The following is a 14,646-nucleotide window of genomic DNA, read 5'->3' on the forward strand; positions in this document are numbered from 1 at the left end:
TCAAGGCTCACCATACGGGCCAGGGTTCAGCGCCCTCAGCCTTCCTTCTGACCCGCTTCGAACTGATCACTCAGCAAACGGCGCTGATATTCAGCCGCCAGGGCGTTGAGATGCGCCTCGGCCGCTTCAACCATCTCTTCGTCGATCTGGTCGAAGGCGCGCCCTTCCGGCACCGCCATGCCCAGCACCAGGGCCAACGCATCAAACAAACGCACCTGATCGTTCTGCCAGGCCTGGTAGTCGCCGGCGAGGTCGGCAAGATCCTGCTCTTCGAGCTCACCGCGCTCCAGATCGGTACGCAGGTTCTGGATCTGCCCAAGCCGTGCCGAGGTCACCAGGGCATGGGCGGCTGCCAGCGCCGCGAGGGCATCGCAGGCTTCACGCTTGAGCACCGTGAGATCGCGGTTGCGCACCGCCTTTTCAATCGAGAGCGGCGGGCGAACGCCCGGCAGCTGGCTCATCTGGGCCGGTTGCCGGGGCTCCGCAGGCAGGCTGATGCGGGTGGGGGCTGGTGGCAACGGCTGGGGGGGCCGCAGCGCTGCACCCCAACGCATCAAGGTGTCGGCCAGGCGCGTGCGCCATCCACGCTTTGCCATGCCCTGCTCACGCCACTGCACTCAATCTGACGCCAAACGGGCCCTGTAGACAGGGGGAAAGCCGAAGAATCAGCGGCCGGCCACCGAAGCCAGGCCCTGCAGCAGCGACACCAGGCCAAAGGCTACGAACAAACCACCACTGAGCCGGTAGAGCAGCTGTTCGTTGACTCGACCGCCAACCCACTTACCAGCCCCCACCGCCAGCCAGGTAACCAGCGCGTGCCCGGCCAGGGTGCCGGCGAGGAGCCCCGCAAAGCTGAACACCTGAGCCGGCGCAGTGGCCAGCACGATCGTGGCGAACTGGGTGCGATCCCCCAGCTCCGCCACAAACACCAGCGCGAAGGCTTCCCAGATCACGGCCCATGCACCGCCCTGGCCGTTGCCTTGCTCCGCGGCATTCACCGCCTCTTCCGCCTCCTCGGCCTCCTCCTGAGCCGCGCCGGCCCCCAGCGACTGGGCATCCACGAGCAATTTGATGCCAAATCCCAGGAACAGAACCGCCGCAAGCCAAGGCACCAGGTTCTGGGGCAGCAACTCCCGCAAGCCGTAACCCACACCCAGCGACAGCAGGGTGACGGCGGCCAGGGCCGCAAAAGCCCCCACAAACACCAGCCGGGCGCTGTGACGCACCGCCAGGATCAAGGCCATAAAGAAGGTCTTGTCACCCAGCTCCGCCAGGGTGATGGCCGTGAGGCTCGAACCAAAGGCCGCCAGGCCCGGATCGGAGGGAAGTGGAGGTGCCATGCCTGATCGCGAGACCAGCGAATGCGCTGCGCCCGTCACTTCTACAGTGGACTCTTGGCAATTGGGCTGATCGTGGGCACCTCCATGCAGCAACTCGCTATCGCTCCAGCGGTTGTTCTGCGGGGTGAAGGGGCCTGGCAGGAGTCGTGGCCGGCGATCCAAACGCTTTGCAGCCGGCCTCTGCTGCTGGGCCGCAGCCCGGCCACCCGCCAACTGCGCGGGCAGCTGGGCGTGGATCTGCAGCAGCTGGGGCTCACGCTGAGCGAGGCCGAGCTCAACCACGACTGCTGCGAGAGCGATCTGGAGCGGATCAGCGCGATCCTGCGCAGCAACGCCTGCGATGCCGTGGTGGCTGCCGGCGGCGGCAAGGTGCTCGATGCGGGCAAGTTGCTGGCCTTCCGCCATGGCCTGGCCTGCATCACCGTGCCCACCAGCGCCGCCACCTGTGCCGGCTGGACGGCCCTGGCCAACCTTTATTCAGCCCAAGGGGCCTTTGAAGGCGACGTAGCCCTGGAGCGCTGCCCTGATCTGCTGGTGTTCGACCACGCCCTGGTGCGCCAGGCACCCGCCCACACCCTGGCCAGCGGCATCGCCGATGCCATGGCCAAGTGGTACGAGGCCTCGGTGAGCAGCGGTGCCAGCAGCGATGGGATGGTGCAACAGGCGGTGCAAATGGCACGGGTGTTGCGCGATCAGTTGCTGTTGGAGGCCGGCGAGGCGATGGCCCAGCCAGGCGGAGAAGCGTGGGTACGAGTGGCCGAGGCCTGCGGCCTCACGGCCGGTTTGATCGGCGGCATCGGCGGCGCCCGCTGCCGGACCGTGGCCGCCCACGCAGTGCACAACGGCCTCACCCAACTGGAGGCCAGCCATGGCCAGTTGCATGGCGCCAAGGTGGGCTTCGGGATCCTGGTGCAGCTGCGCCTGGAGGAGGTGATCGGCGGCAACCGCCTGGCGGGGCAGGCACGCCGGCAGCTGCTGCCGTTGTTCCAGGAGCTGGGGCTGCCCGTGAGCCTGGGCGACCTCGGCCTGGAGCGGGCCAGCCTCAGCGAGCTCCAGGAAGTGGCGGCCTTTGCCTGCCGGCCAGGATCCGACCTCCATCACCTGCCCTTCAACGTGCAACCCAGCGATGTGCTCGCCGCGCTGGTGAGCACCACCACCAGCAGCGAAGCCAAATTGAGCGCCAGCCAGGGTTGATCCGTGATGACAACGGCACCCTCCGCCTCCCCCCAGGAACTCCTGGCCCACGCCGCTGAGCACCTGCTTGATCCCGACGGCCGGGCCCTTGCCGCTGCGGTGCAGTGGTGGTCTCTACCGGATCTAGAAGGCGGCCCATGGCCGGTGGCGGTGATCGGCGAAGGGCCACCGCTGCTGGCGCTGCATGGTTTTGATAGCTCGCATTTGGAGTTCAGGCGGCTGGCCCCCTTGCTGGCCCCGCACCATCAGCTGTTCATTCCGGATCTGTTCGGTTTCGGCTTCTGCCCTAGACCCCTCAACGCCCCCTACGGCCCGGCGGCCGTGCTCGATCACCTCGAGCAGGTGCTGCAGGAGCTGATCCGGCGCAGCGGAGCAGTGCAGGTGGGCTTGATCGGCGCCTCCATGGGCGGCTCGGTGGCCGTGGAGCTGGCACGCCGCTGCCCCGAGCAGATCGAGCGATTGCTGCTGCTGGCCCCCGCCGGCCTAACGGGCCAACCAATGCCGGTGCCGCCTCTGCTCGATCAGCTGGGAGCCCGCTTCCTCGGATTGCCCGCGATCCGCCGGGGGCTGTGCCGCTCCGCTTTCGCGATGCCGGATCGGGATGTGGGGCCTGCGGAGCTGGAAATCGCCTCGCTGCATCTGGCGTGTCCCAACTGGGCAGGAGCCCTGGGGGCCTTTGCCCGCAGCGGCGGTTTCGCCGGTTGCGGAGATCCGCTACCGCCGCAACCCCTGCAGGTGCTCTGGGGCCAGAACGACCGCATCCTGCGGCCACCCCAGAAACGCGCCGCACAGGCTCTGTTAGGAGAGCGGATCACTGAGCTGGAGTGCTGCGGGCATCTGCCCCACATCGACCAGCCCGCCACCGTGGCTCGCATCTGGCATGGCTGACGACACGCAGACACCCCGCTCAAGCCCGGTGCTGCAACTTCTGGCCAGCGGCTTGCAGTTCTGGATTCGCCAGCAATGCGAGGCGGTCGACAGCCTGGAGCTGCAGCTGCATGGATCCAGCCTGGGGCTGCTGCGCGGCCGCCTCGATGGCGTGAGCCTGGTGGCCAGGGGCGTGGTGTACAGCTCGCTGGAGATCGAGCGGGTGGAGCTGCGCAGCGATGCGATCGAGGTGCAAGTGGGCAACCTGCTGCGCGGCAAGGCGGTGCAGCTTGATCAGCCGTTCCAGATCGAGGGGAGTGTGGTGTTCAGCGCCGGCGGGCTGGGCCGTTCCCTCTGCACACCGCACTGGCGCCCCCTGGGAGATCAGCTGGTGGATGGGCTCTTGGGCCTGACCCCCTTGCAAAGCGTGAGCATCGAGCGCGACCAGCTGGTGCTCCAGGCGCAGGATCAGCGCTGCGCAACCGTTCCCCGTGCCGTGGATGGGGGCCTGCAGCTCTGCGGTGTGGAGGGTCGCCCCTGCGTGTCGCTCCCCAGCGATCCCAACATCGAGATCCGCGACGCCAACCTCGAAGGCGGCGTGTTGCAGCTGCATGGCCGGGCGCGGGTGTCGCCCTGAGGCTCCTCAGCGAATCAACGGCAACAGCAGCGTGACCACGGTGAAAAACACCGCCGGGGTGAACAGATAGCTGTCGATGCGATCGAGGATGCCGCCGTGGCCTGGCAGCAGATCTCCTGAATCCTTCACGCCGGCATCGCGCTTCATCATCGATTCTGTGAGATCCCCCACCAGGGCAAACAGGGCCACCACCATCCCCAGCAGAGCCCCCACGGCCCAGCCCCAATTCCAGCCGAGCAGCTCAGCAAACAGCCCCCCCAACAGCGCTGCACAGCCCACACCGCCTAATGCCCCTTCCACGGTTTTGCCCGGTGAGATCGGCGAAAGGGGCCGGCGGCCATAGCGGCGCCCGATCACATAGGAGCCGATATCGGTGGCCACGATCAGAAAGCAAGCCATCAGCATCAGCACCATGCCGGAGCTGAGATGGGGCCAAGCCTGGCTGAGGCCACTCAGCCGCGGCGCCAGCGCCGGATCGGTGAGATCGCGCAGGCGGATCCAGTAGCTGGGCAAAAAGCCCAGATAAAAGAGCGCAAAGATTGAGGCGGCGATATCGGCGATGCTGCCGGTGAGGGGTTGCAGCAGCAGCCAGCCGCAGATCGCCGCTCCGGAGAGGGGAAGAACCGCGGCCGCCAGATCGGCGGAAAAGCCAAGCGCCTGGGCATCGCCGCCATGGGCCCATTGCGTGGTGATCAACAGCAACTGCACCACCACCAGCGTGGTTTTGCTGGCGGGGCGGATGCCCTTGAAGCGCGCCAACCGGAAATACTCCAGCAGCCCCAGGTGCACCATCACCCCCAGAGCGAGGGTGAACCACCAGCCCCCCAACACCACCACCACAAAGCCAAACGCCCCCACGGCGTAACCGCTGAGCAGGCGCTGGGGAGAGGTGCGGGATCGGGGCGAGGGGATCAAGGGCGTTCGGCGGCGATCAAAAACAACGGTTCGGCCGCGGCCAGCCTGGCCTGACGACCGCGGCGCTGCATGCGATGCACCGTGGCCTGCACCACCTGCAGGTCGCGGGCTTCCAAACGCCCCAGCGTGTCGGTGGCATCCACCAGGCCCTCCAGGCTGGCGGTGCTGATCACCAGGCGCCCCTGCGGCACCAAGGCCTCCCACACCAGATCAAGCACCTGCCGCAAGGGGCGCCCCACCTCCAGCAACACCCGATCGGGATGCGGCGGCAGCTGGGTGAGGCCTTCGGGGGCATCCCCGGCATGGATGTGCAGGTTGGTGGCGCCGAAGCGCCGGGCATTGCGCTTGAGCAGCTCGATCGCTTCGGGGTCGCGCTCGAGGGTGTGCACCTGGCCGGCGGGCATCAAACGGGCAATCTCCAAGGCCAGCGCTCCGGTACCGCCACCCACATCCCACACCAGTGAATCGGGGCGGGGGCGCAGATGGGCCAGCAACATCACCCGCAATTCCAGGGGCGTGGGGCTGAAGCCGGGCGCATCAGCAAAGGCGGCATCCGGCAGCCCAGGCGTCACGAAGTCCCACTGGAAGGGGCCATCGCCGGACGCGCCCATCGGCTCTCAATCGGCCACAACCTTCACCGTATACGCGATCTGGCCGGGCCACAGCTGTTGTTGCTGCACCAACCAATCCGCCCGGGCGGCGTCGATGCGCTCCCCTGGAATCAGCAGAGGGATCCCGGGGGGGATAGGGGCAGAGCGGTTCGGCCGCCAGCCGGCCCCTGGCCGCCGCCAAGGGAACCCGCTGCTGCGGCGCCCGCCAAGCCTGCTCAAGCGGCAGCTCCGGCTCCGCCACCGGCGGCAGGGGCGGCGCCGAGAAGGCAGCAAGCGGGGGGCCTCCCAATGCGCTCTGCAACGCCAACAGACGCCTCGGCAGCACCCGCAGCACCCGCCGCGGTGGAGCCAACCCCAAACAAAACGTGAGGCAACCGGGCTCGGGTAACTCCGCAATCACGCCCCGCTCCATCATCCAGGCATCGGCGTCGAGCCCGTTGATGCCCAGCGCGGCGGTGTGCACGCACAGGCGTAGGGGATCGTCGCTGCTCAACAGGGGCACGCCCACCTGCTCGAGCCGCCGCCTGAGCTCCAGGGCGGTGTCGACGGCGCGGGCCAATTGTCGCCCGCCTGCTGCACTGTGCAAGTGATCCAAGGCTGTGGCCGCCGCCGCGAGCAACAGAGCGCTGGGGCTGGAGGTTTGCAACCAGAGCAAGGCCCGCTCGATCGCTTCGCTGCGGGCTGCAGTGGCCTGGGCATCCGCGCAAGCCCCTTGCAGCAGCACCGCGCTCTGGGCCAAACCGCCCGCCGCCTTCTGCAGCGATTGCACCACCAAATCGGCGCCGCTGGCCAAGCCCGAAGCCGGAAGACGGGGATCGAGCCCGCCGTGGGCGCCGTGGGCCTCATCGAGCAGCACCGGCAAGCCGCGTTGATGGGCCAGCGCCACCAGGGCTGGTAGATCAGCCGCCAAGCCCTGATAGCTGGGCGACACCAACACCACCGCCGCCAGCGGTCCAGCCGCCAGGGCCTCGGCCAGATGCCGCTCCAGGTAGGCCGGGGTCGGGGGCAGCCACAACCCCGTGGCCGGATCGAAGGGCAGGTCAAACAGCACCGGCCGCAACTGACCGAGCAGGCAGCCATGCAGCAGTGAGCGGTGCAGGTTGCGCGGCAGCAACACCCGATCGCCGGGCTTGGCCAGAGCCATTAACGCCACCTGCAGGAGGCCACTGGCGCCGTTCACGCCAAACCAGCAGCGCTCTGCCCCCAGCTGCTCTGCGGCGGCAGCCTGCGCCTCGGCCACCGCACCCTCGGTCTCGAGCGGCCCGCCGATCTCCGGCAATTCGGGAAGATCCCAGCTACCCGGGGTCTGCCGCAGCAGGCGGCGCAGCCCCGGTGCCAAGGCGCGGCCCCGGCCATGGGCGGGCAGGTGCAGGGGCAGAAGCGGCGGAGCCGCCAACAGACGCTCCAGCAGAGCCATGGCCCCTCGGGCGTTCTTCTTAGAGTTTGCCCTTCTTTGCGTGCGCCCCTGTGTTGAGCAGCCCCGCCCATCGCTACGACCCGGGGGCTGATCTGCGCTGGCTGCTGCTGCGCCCCTGGCTCCTGATCAGCCGGCTGGTGGTGCTGGTGAGCCAACTGGTGGGGCTCGCCCTGGTGTTGGTGCTGCAGAGCGGCAGCCGTGATCCGAAGGTGCAGCAGAAGCTCGGCCAACGCATCTTCACCACCCTCACCAACCTGGGCCCCTGCTTCATCAAGCTCGGCCAAGCCCTCTCCACGCGCCCGGATCTGGTGCGGCGCGATTGGCTCGATGAGCTCACCAAGCTCCAAGACAACCTGCCCGCCTTCCCCCACGCCATCGCCCTGCGAACCATCGAGGAGGAGCTTGGGGCGCCGGTGGAGCAGCTGTTTGAGGAGTTTCCCGATTACCCCGTGGCTGCCGCCAGCCTCGGCCAGGTGTATCGGGCCAAACCGGTGGGGGGGAGCTGGGTGGCGGTGAAGGTGCAACGCCCCAACCTCACCCAACAACTGCGCCGCGACATGGTGCTGATCCGCTTGCTGGGGGTGATGGCTGCACCCTTGCTGCCCCTCAACCTCGGCTTCGGCCTCGGCGACATCATCGATGAATTCGGGCGGTCGTTGTTTGAGGAGATCGACTACCGCCGCGAAGCCGACAACGCGGAGCGCTTCGGCCGGCTGTTTGCCAGCAACCCCGCGGTGATCGTGCCGCGGGTGGACCGCAGCCTCTCGGCCCAGCGGGTGATCACCACCACCTGGATCGAAGGCACCAAGCTGCAACAGCGCCAGGAACTGGAAGCGCAGGACCTCGATCCCTCCTCGTTGATCCGCACGGGAGTGATTTCCGGGCTGCAGCAACTCCTGGAATTCGGCTACTTCCACGCCGATCCACATCCCGGCAACCTCTTTGCCCTGCCCGGCAAAACCGGAGCCCTGGGCCATCTGGCCTATGTGGATTTCGGGATGATGGATTCGATCAGCGACAGCGACCGCCTCACCCTCACCGGCGCGGTGGTGCACCTGATCAACCGCGACTTCCAATCCCTAGCCCAAGATTTTGTGGATCTGGGCTTTCTCAACCCCAACACCGATCTCGCCCCGATCGTGCCGGCCCTTGAGGAGGTGCTTGGCGGCGCCCTGGGAGACAACGTGGGCTCGTTCAACTTCAAAGCGATCACCGATCGCTTCTCGGAGCTGATGTACGCCTATCCCTTCCGGGTGCCGGCGCGGTTTGCCCTGATCATCCGCGCCGTGGTGAGCCAGGAGGGTCTGGCCCTGCGGCTCGATCCCAGTTTCCGGATCATCCGTGTGGCCTATCCCTACGTGGCCAAGCGCCTGCTGGCGGGCGACACCGCCGAGATGCGCGAAAAACTGTTGGAGGTGTTGTTCGATAGCGACGGGCGCCTGCAGGTGCAACGGCTCGAAAGCCTGCTGGCAGTGGTGGAAAACGATGAAAGCGCCGTGGGTGCTGAGCTGCTACCCGTGGCCGGTGCAGGGCTGAAGCTGCTGCTGGGTCAGGAAGGCCGCAGCATCCGAGAGCGGCTGCTGCTCACCCTGGTGCGCGACGACCGCCTCAATACCGAAGACCTGCGGGGTCTGATGGACCTGTTGGGCCGCACCTTTGCTCCCCAGCGCCTGGTGCGGCGTCTGCGGGATCAGCTGCTCACCCGGCTCAATCCCCTGGCCGCTTAGGGTCGGCGCCACCTGAACGCACCGCGATGTCTCTGGCCCCGATCAACCTGAGCGAAGCCGCCCAGGACATGGCCAGCGGCGACTACGGCGACCTGGATGCCCAGGAAATCCTGCTGGAGTTTGCGCCGTTCCTGCAGCCGCCCTATGTGGTGGCGGGGGTGGGCCTGGCGATGGGCGTGCTCTGCGGACTCACCTTCGCTCGCCTGGTGCAAGACAAGCTGAACGGCTGGAAGCAGGATCGCCTCGCACTCTTGCCGCTTGGCTGCTTCGAAACCAACCTGAGCTACACGGGGATCGTGCTGGGCATCACCCTGTTCATCGGAGGGAGCCTGCAGGTGTTCAGCTTCGCCGCCGGCGCAGCCTACCTGGTGGCCCTGCTGCTGTCGCTGGCCACCGCGGGAGCCCTGTGGGTGCAGCTGGAGCGGCTGATGCTGCAGGTGGAAAACGGCACCTTCAGTGCCGTTGATTTCGACAACTTCGATCAGTTTTTCTAAGGATCCGGCCGAAGGCCGAGCGCTCAAGCCGCCAGATAAGCACCCATCTGCTGAGAGAGCCGGCGCATCTCCTCGTGGGCGCGGCGCTCGAGGCTGCGGGCCCGGTCGCGGCTCATCTCCAGTTCGCGGGCGATGGAGCTGAGGCTCATCGGTTCTTCGATACCGATGCCATAACGCATTTTCAGCACCCGGCCCTGCAGCTCCGGCAGCTGATCGAGCAGATCACGCATGTCGCTGCGAAGGCACTCGCCATCCACCAGCTCTTCCGGCTGGGTCCCGTCGGCTGCCAGCAGATCGAGTAGTTCGGTGTCGTCGCCGTCGCCCACCTTGGTTTCCAGGCTCACGGGCTGACGGGCGCGGCAGAGCAGATCCTTCACCTCCTCCTCCGGCAGCTCCACAAACTCCGCCAGCTCCGTCACCGTTGGGGTGCGGCCCAACTCCTGGCTCAGTTCCCGCTGGCCTTTCTTGAGCTTGTTCAGCGTTTCAGTGATGTGGATCGGCAGGCGAATCGTGCGGCTCTTCTCCGCGATCGCCCGCGTAATGCCCTGGCGGATCCACCAATAGGCATAAGTGGAGAACTTGTAGCCGCGGGTGGGGTCGAACTTCTCCACGCCCCGCACCAGGCCGATCGTGCCCTCCTGGATCAGGTCCAGGAGTTCCATGTTCCGCTTGGTGTATTTCTTCGCCACGCTCACCACCAGGCGCAGGTTGGCCGCCACCATCCGCTCCTTGGCCCGCTGGCCGGAGCGCAGGCGCTTCTTGAGCTGTTGCGGGGTAAGCTGCGCCGCCTCAGCCAGCTGGGCATCAGTGGGGTCTTCGCCACCGGCGCGCAGACGCAGCTCTTCGCGCTGCTCCTCCAAGGCCATCAGCTCCTGCACCTGGCGGCCGAGGGTGATCTCCTGCTCATGGGTGAGCAGCGGCACCCGACCGATATCCCGGAGGTAGGAGCGCACCAAGTCGGTGCCGCCGGCGAGGGCAGCAGCATCACGCTCGGAACGGATCACCGGAAGCGAGGGCATGAAGCGACGGGTTTACGAAACTCAGGTGTTTCGTAAACCTACCACCTTTTTTCTGGGCAGAATGAAGCTCCAAAGGCCCTTGCCATGCCCGAAGAGCGGCTGCAGAAGCTGATCGCTGCCGCCGGTCTCGGCTCGCGCCGGTACGCGGAAACCCTGCTGCGGGCAGGGCGCGTGAGTGTGAATGGGCGCACCGCCGAGCTAGGAGAACGGGCTGATCCCGAGCGCGATGCCATCTGCATCGATGGCGAACCGCTGCGCCCGGCGCAACCGCCTCTGGCATTGCTGCTCAATAAACCGGCGGGTGTGATGTGCAGCTGCCACGACCCTGAAGGCCGGCCGATTGTTCTGGATCTGTTGCCCCCGGAATTGGCCTCGGGTCAGGGGCTACACCCGGTGGGCCGCCTCGATTTCCACAGCCGCGGGGCGCTGCTGCTCAGCAACAACGGCGCTCTCACCCTGCAGCTCACCCACCCCCGCTTCCAGCACAGCAAGACCTATCGAATCTGGGTGCGCGGCCAGCCCAGCCAAACCGTGCTCGATCGCTGGGCCCGTGGGGTGCCCCTCGACGGACTACCGAGCCAACCGGTGACCCTGCATCGCCTGGATCAAGAGCACGATGCCACCCAGCTGCAGCTGGTGATGCACGAGGGGCGCAACCGCCAGATCCGCCGCACCGCCGAGCTCCTGGGCCATCCGGTGCTCGACCTGCAGCGGGTGGCGATCGGATCGATCGAACTGGGCGAGCTACCAGAGGGTCGCTGGAGACGCCTGGATCCCCAAGAATGGCCTGACACCCACCCCCGGCCTTAATGCCCAGGCTTGTCCCACGCCTGCCCCGCCTCGGCCGCCTGTTGGGCCGAAGCGCCGGCCAGCGAGCGGGGGAGAACGGGGCTGCCATGCCTCAGGAGGACCCCCTGCTGGCCGTGGGACGACGACTGCGCCAGGAGCGGGAGGCCAGGGGCCTCAATTTGCGGCAACTCGCCCTGGAAACCCGGATCAGCACGCCCGTGCTGGAAGCACTCGAACGGGGCTGGCGCGATCGTCTGCCGGAAGGGGCCTATCTGCGCACAATGCTGCCCCTGATCGAGCAGCACCTCGACCTGCCCGCGGGCAGCCTGGATGTGGCGCTGCCCCCCCAGAGCCCGCAGCACGGCCCCCGCGGCAAAGGCGGAGGCCTGCTCAAGCGCTTCACACCGGGCTCGATCGATGTGTTCAGCACCTGGCAGGGGGGCCTGCTCTACGGAGGCATCTGCCTGGGCTTGATCTACGCCCTGAACCTGCAGCAACGCCAGTTGGCCGCCGCCAACCTGCTCAGCCTCAATCCCATCGCCCCACTGCCGGCCGCCGAACAGCGCAAGCCCGCCGCCCCGGGCACTACCCTGCTGGGGGCCTTCCCTGAGCTGCGGCCCCTGCAACAGGCCAGCCGCGGAGTGGGCCGCACAGCCCTCAACGCGCTTCAGCAGGCCGGATCCGAGCAACCTGAGCTGGGGGTACTGGAGCTCAACCTCAGCCAGGCCAGCACCATCAACCTGCGCAGCGACAACGGCCAGCGCTCCCAGCTCACCGGCAGCAAAGGGCAGTTGGTGTGGCAACTCGAACCACCCCTGGAGCTCAGCATCTATCCCGTTCCGAAAGCCACGGACGTGCTCTGGAATGGCGCGGCCCTGCCTCCCATCAGCAAGCAGCCCGGCCAATACCGCCTGCCCTTGCCAAAACCAACCCCTAACGCTGGTGGCGCTGCGCCAGCTCCCCAAACCCCTTGAGCGGACCGGTGATCTGATCCACACTCCCGCTCAAGCGCCAGAGCCAATTGCCGGAACTGGTGCCAGGGGTGTTGAAACGCGCCTCATCGCCCAGGTGCAACAGATCCTGGAGTGGCACCACGGCCCAATCCGCCTCACTGGCCATGGCCAACTCCAAGAGCTGCCAACCTGGCGCCTGCACGGGCCCCAGCAACTGCTCCACCTGGTGGCGCTGATCATCACTGAGCTGCTGCCACCAACCGATGCAGGTGGCGTTGTCGTGCGTACCCGTGTACACGCACCAGTTGTGGCCGCGGTAGTTGGCGGGCAGATAGGGATTGTGGGGATCGCCGTCGAAGGCGAACTGAAGGATCTTCATGCCCGGTAGCCCATAGCGATCGCGCAGGGCTTCCACGGCGGGGGTGATCACACCGAGGTCTTCAGCGATCAGCGGGAGATGCCGGCCGCGGTAGCGGCGGCTCAGGCGGCGCAGCAGGCTGGCACCGGGCGAAGGGCGCCAGATGCCGCGCTCAGCGGTGTGATCACCGCCTGGTACGCACCAGGCGGACTCCAGGGCACGGAAGTGATCCAGCCGCAGCAGATCCACCAGGCTGAGCTGCCGCTGCAGCCGCCGGATCCACCAGCGAAAACGCGTGAGCCGGTGCAGAGGCCATCGGTATACGGGTGTGCCCCAGAGCTGACCCGTGGCGGAGAAGTAATCGGGTGGAACACCGCTCTGCTGGCTCAAGCTGCCGTCCGCTGCGGCCGAAAACAGCCGGCGATGGCTCCAGACATCCGCACTGTCATGCGCCACATAGAACGGCACATCGCCGATCACCTGAATGCCGCGCTCGCGGGCGTGATCCAGGAGCAGCTGCCACTGCTCCTGCAACTGCCACTGCACCAGCGCTTCCTGCAACAGCGGCTGTTGCGCTTCAGCATCGAGAGCCCGCAGGGCTGAGCGCTGGCGGCAGGCCAGAGGCTGGGGCCACTGCCACCACGGTTGGGCGTTAAAGCGCCGCCGCAGCACCCAGAACCGGCAGTGATCCACCAACCACGTGCGCTGCTGATCGCGCCAGCTGGCGAAACGCTCCCGCTGGGCCCGCTCCCAGTGGGGGTAACGCCGGAGCAGGGCGGCGCCCAGCTGCTCGGCGCGTTGGTCGGCCCGTACCAGATCCAACCGCGCCGAGTCGCCGCCCTGGGGCAGCTCGCTCAGGTCTGCCGGCTCCAGCAGCCCTTCTGCCACCAGCAGCTCAGCATCGAGGAGCCAAGCGTTGAGGGCGAAGCTGCTGGGGGAGCTGTAGGGCGAACCGAGCGAATCGGGAGGAGCCAGGGGCAACAGCTGCCAGGCCTTGATGCCGTGATCGGCCAGCAGGTCGAGCCAGCGATGGGCCTCAGCACCGAAACTGCCGCACACCGGGGAGCCCGGCAGTGCCGTGGGGTGAAGCAGAACGCCGGCCCTGCGCATCAATCCGGAAGCCGGTAGCGGCTAATAATCCGGCGGGCAAAGGCCGGGATGTGTGCTTCCACCTTGTCAGGGTGATGGCGCCGCAGCCACACCGCATTGCGGGTGAAGTGGGAATCGATCGAGAAGCGGCCGTATTCCAGCCCCTTGGGCCCGAAGCGCTCCACGAAGAACCCGATCAGATTGGCAACCCAGATCGGCAGCTTCACGGCTTTGTCGTAGGCCTCAATGCCCTGCTGCACCGCCGCCTGGCGCTGACCGCTGCTGCTCACGGGCGCCACGTCCAGTTCCGCCTCCACCAGATCAAGCAGCTGCTGACCCTTCGGGTTGCGCACCGTCAGCCACTGGCGGCCGAAGGTGGCACCCATGTAGCCCACCACCAGATCAGCGCCGGCATTGGTGTAGTCGAAGCAGCTCAGGCAGCTGGGGGCAAACACATCCTTGAGTTTGGGCGTATCCAGCCCGAAGAACGGCACCGTTTCCTCGCGGCCATCGCTGTGGCGGAAGTGGATGCGGAAGTCCTGCATGAACTCGTAATGCACCACCGTGTCTGGTGAACTGACCGTGCTCTCCAGGAAGGTCTGCAGCCCCTGGCGCGACACGTTGTCGACGCAGGGCAGGCCGAGTACAAACAGCTCATCGAGGGGCAGGGTGGGCTGCACGGCCCGCAGGGCCTGGATCTGGCAGCCCACACCAATGGCAAGCAAACGCTTGATGCCGCTGCCGGGCAGCTGCTCGAGCACCTCGAGGTTGGGCGAGAGGGTGGGCTTGTTCACCCGGGCGCTGAGCACCTCCTCGGGGGTGCGGGCCAGGCGCGGCACGGGGGTGAAGCGATCGTCTTCGCTCTGGCCCACGCAGAGCACCGCATCCACCAGGCCCGTTTCCAGGGCGCGCACACCGATGCGGCTCACGATCCCGGTCCACTGGGCGCCGTCGAGCGGTTGCTGCAGGCGGGCGGTGAGCATCCGCTGCTGCACACCGAAATAGAGCTCGTCTTCGTTGTCGAGATCGCGGCTGCGGCCATGGGCCGCTGCCTCCATCGCGTCAAAGCGTTGGTTGAGGAAGGCGCAGCTGTCCTTCACATAGGCCACCCAACGGCTGTCGCAGAGGCCGCACTGGCTGCAGAGGTCTTTGGCGGGATACACGCTGCCCTTGGCCAGCGGTTTGGCCCGCTCATGGGGCGCGACGGCACCTGATGGGGAAGCAGCGGAAGTCAAC

At 67.1% G+C, this 14,646-nt stretch carries 15 protein-coding genes; 7 read left to right on the forward strand and 8 right to left on the reverse strand.

Annotated features, from left to right (window positions below; all coding sequences use genetic code 11):
- Positions 1–35: 35 nt before the first annotated feature.
- Positions 36–596, reverse strand: a complete 561-nt coding sequence (locus CB0101_RS12750) for a hypothetical protein (RefSeq protein WP_010303526.1) — start codon at positions 594–596, stop codon at positions 36–38.
- A gap of 69 nt (positions 597–665) precedes the next feature.
- The gene (locus CB0101_RS12755; RefSeq protein ID WP_010303528.1) at positions 666–1,340 is read right to left on the reverse strand and encodes a TMEM165/GDT1 family protein; all 675 of its coding nucleotides are present in this window, start codon (positions 1,338–1,340) and stop codon (positions 666–668) included.
- An 84-nt stretch (positions 1,341–1,424) separates the two neighbouring features.
- On the opposite strand from CB0101_RS12755, the gene CB0101_RS12760 reads away from it, so the two are divergent.
- From CB0101_RS12760 to CB0101_RS12770, 3 genes are read left to right on the forward strand one after another with little or no spacing between them, the layout of a single operon-like run.
- Positions 1,425–2,534 carry an iron-containing alcohol dehydrogenase family protein gene (locus CB0101_RS12760; RefSeq protein WP_043716912.1) on the forward strand — a complete coding sequence of 370 codons (1,110 nt, stop codon included), beginning with the start codon at positions 1,425–1,427 and terminating at the stop codon, positions 2,532–2,534.
- Positions 2,535–2,540: 6 nt separating this feature from the next.
- Positions 2,541–3,422, forward strand: coding sequence for an alpha/beta fold hydrolase (locus tag CB0101_RS12765; RefSeq protein ID WP_010303532.1), 882 nt, complete (start codon positions 2,541–2,543; stop codon positions 3,420–3,422).
- A complete protein-coding gene (locus CB0101_RS12770; protein ID WP_029552716.1) occupies positions 3,415–4,038 on the forward strand; it encodes a DUF2993 domain-containing protein in 624 nt (207 codons plus the stop codon). Before CB0101_RS12765 ends, CB0101_RS12770 begins: the two co-directional genes overlap by 8 nt.
- Positions 4,039–4,044: 6 nt before the next feature.
- Here the strand turns inward: CB0101_RS12770 and CB0101_RS12775 are convergent, their stop codons facing one another.
- Genes CB0101_RS12775 through CB0101_RS12785 form a run of 3 tightly spaced genes read right to left on the reverse strand, consistent with a single transcriptional unit; the run spans position 4,045 to position 6,981 of the window.
- Positions 4,045–4,953: a phosphatidate cytidylyltransferase gene (locus tag CB0101_RS12775; RefSeq protein ID WP_010303536.1), complete on the reverse strand. Its 909-nt coding sequence runs from the start codon at positions 4,951–4,953 to the stop codon at positions 4,045–4,047.
- The gene (cbiT, locus tag CB0101_RS12780) at positions 4,950–5,564 is read right to left on the reverse strand and encodes a precorrin-6Y C5,15-methyltransferase subunit CbiT (protein WP_010303538.1); all 615 of its coding nucleotides are present in this window, start codon (positions 5,562–5,564) and stop codon (positions 4,950–4,952) included. The genes CB0101_RS12775 and cbiT overlap by 4 nt, the downstream gene beginning before the upstream one ends.
- Entirely contained in the window at positions 5,491–6,981 is a 1,491-nt protein-coding gene (locus CB0101_RS12785) for an aminotransferase class I/II-fold pyridoxal phosphate-dependent enzyme (RefSeq protein WP_010303540.1), read from the reverse strand. Before CB0101_RS12785 ends, cbiT begins: the two co-directional genes overlap by 74 nt.
- A gap of 50 nt (positions 6,982–7,031) precedes the next feature.
- On the opposite strand from CB0101_RS12785, the gene CB0101_RS12790 reads away from it, so the two are divergent.
- Positions 7,032–8,708 carry an AarF/ABC1/UbiB kinase family protein gene (locus CB0101_RS12790; protein WP_010303542.1) on the forward strand — a complete coding sequence of 559 codons (1,677 nt, stop codon included), beginning with the start codon at positions 7,032–7,034 and terminating at the stop codon, positions 8,706–8,708.
- A gap of 26 nt (positions 8,709–8,734) precedes the next feature.
- Positions 8,735–9,202: a hypothetical protein gene (locus tag CB0101_RS12795; RefSeq protein ID WP_010303543.1), complete on the forward strand. Its 468-nt coding sequence runs from the start codon at positions 8,735–8,737 to the stop codon at positions 9,200–9,202.
- A 23-nt stretch (positions 9,203–9,225) separates the two neighbouring features.
- On the opposite strand, the gene CB0101_RS12800 is transcribed toward CB0101_RS12795, so the two are convergent.
- Entirely contained in the window at positions 9,226–10,221 is a 996-nt protein-coding gene (locus CB0101_RS12800) for an RpoD/SigA family RNA polymerase sigma factor (RefSeq protein ID WP_136644164.1), read from the reverse strand.
- An 84-nt stretch (positions 10,222–10,305) separates the two neighbouring features.
- Between CB0101_RS12800 and CB0101_RS12805 the strand changes: the two genes are divergently transcribed.
- Positions 10,306–11,031 (forward strand): pseudouridine synthase, encoded by a 726-nt coding sequence (locus tag CB0101_RS12805; RefSeq protein ID WP_010303557.1) that lies wholly within the window; start codon positions 10,306–10,308, stop codon positions 11,029–11,031.
- On the forward strand, positions 11,031–11,984 hold the full coding sequence (locus tag CB0101_RS12810) for a RodZ family helix-turn-helix domain-containing protein (RefSeq protein WP_136644165.1): 954 nt from the start codon (positions 11,031–11,033) through the stop codon (positions 11,982–11,984). The genes CB0101_RS12805 and CB0101_RS12810 overlap by 1 nt, the downstream gene beginning before the upstream one ends.
- On the opposite strand, the gene malQ is transcribed toward CB0101_RS12810, so the two are convergent.
- Together malQ and CB0101_RS12820 are read right to left on the reverse strand one after the other, a co-directional pair.
- Positions 11,944–13,431, reverse strand: a complete 1,488-nt coding sequence (malQ, locus tag CB0101_RS12815) for a 4-alpha-glucanotransferase (RefSeq protein WP_010303561.1) — start codon at positions 13,429–13,431, stop codon at positions 11,944–11,946. The two genes, CB0101_RS12810 and malQ, sit on opposite strands and share 41 nt — an antisense overlap.
- A complete protein-coding gene (locus tag CB0101_RS12820) occupies positions 13,431–14,645 on the reverse strand; it encodes a Coenzyme F420 hydrogenase/dehydrogenase, beta subunit C-terminal domain (RefSeq protein WP_010303564.1) in 1,215 nt (404 codons plus the stop codon). The genes malQ and CB0101_RS12820 overlap by 1 nt, the downstream gene beginning before the upstream one ends.
- Between the last annotated feature and the right edge of the window lies 1 nt (position 14,646).

Origin of the sequence: Synechococcus sp. CB0101 (genome assembly GCF_000179235.2) — a bacterium.
Lineage (GTDB): Bacteria > Cyanobacteriota > Cyanobacteriia > PCC-6307 > Cyanobiaceae > Vulcanococcus.

What these genes read in the sequence shown, in the direction of transcription:
- CB0101_RS12810 (WP_136644165.1), top strand. Translation starts at nt 11,031, where the DNA reads ATGCCCAGGCTTGTCCCACGCCTGCCCCGCCTCGGCCGCCTGTTGGGC.
- CB0101_RS12755 (WP_010303528.1), bottom strand. Translation starts at nt 1,340, where the DNA reads ATGGCACCTCCACTTCCCTCCGATCCGGGCCTGGCGGCCTTTGGTTCG.
- CB0101_RS12800 (WP_136644164.1), bottom strand. Translation starts at nt 10,221, where the DNA reads ATGCCCTCGCTTCCGGTGATCCGTTCCGAGCGTGATGCTGCTGCCCTC.
- malQ (WP_010303561.1), bottom strand. Translation starts at nt 13,431, where the DNA reads ATGCGCAGGGCCGGCGTTCTGCTTCACCCCACGGCACTGCCGGGCTCC.
- cbiT (WP_010303538.1), bottom strand. Translation starts at nt 5,564, where the DNA reads ATGGGCGCGTCCGGCGATGGCCCCTTCCAGTGGGACTTCGTGACGCCT.
- CB0101_RS12795 (WP_010303543.1), top strand. Translation starts at nt 8,735, where the DNA reads ATGTCTCTGGCCCCGATCAACCTGAGCGAAGCCGCCCAGGACATGGCC.
- CB0101_RS12750 (WP_010303526.1), bottom strand. Translation starts at nt 596, where the DNA reads ATGGCAAAGCGTGGATGGCGCACGCGCCTGGCCGACACCTTGATGCGT.
- CB0101_RS12770 (WP_029552716.1), top strand. Translation starts at nt 3,415, where the DNA reads ATGGCTGACGACACGCAGACACCCCGCTCAAGCCCGGTGCTGCAACTT.
- CB0101_RS12765 (WP_010303532.1), top strand. Translation starts at nt 2,541, where the DNA reads ATGACAACGGCACCCTCCGCCTCCCCCCAGGAACTCCTGGCCCACGCC.
- CB0101_RS12760 (WP_043716912.1), top strand. Translation starts at nt 1,425, where the DNA reads ATGCAGCAACTCGCTATCGCTCCAGCGGTTGTTCTGCGGGGTGAAGGG.
- CB0101_RS12805 (WP_010303557.1), top strand. Translation starts at nt 10,306, where the DNA reads ATGCCCGAAGAGCGGCTGCAGAAGCTGATCGCTGCCGCCGGTCTCGGC.
- CB0101_RS12785 (WP_010303540.1), bottom strand. Translation starts at nt 6,981, where the DNA reads ATGGCTCTGCTGGAGCGTCTGTTGGCGGCTCCGCCGCTTCTGCCCCTG.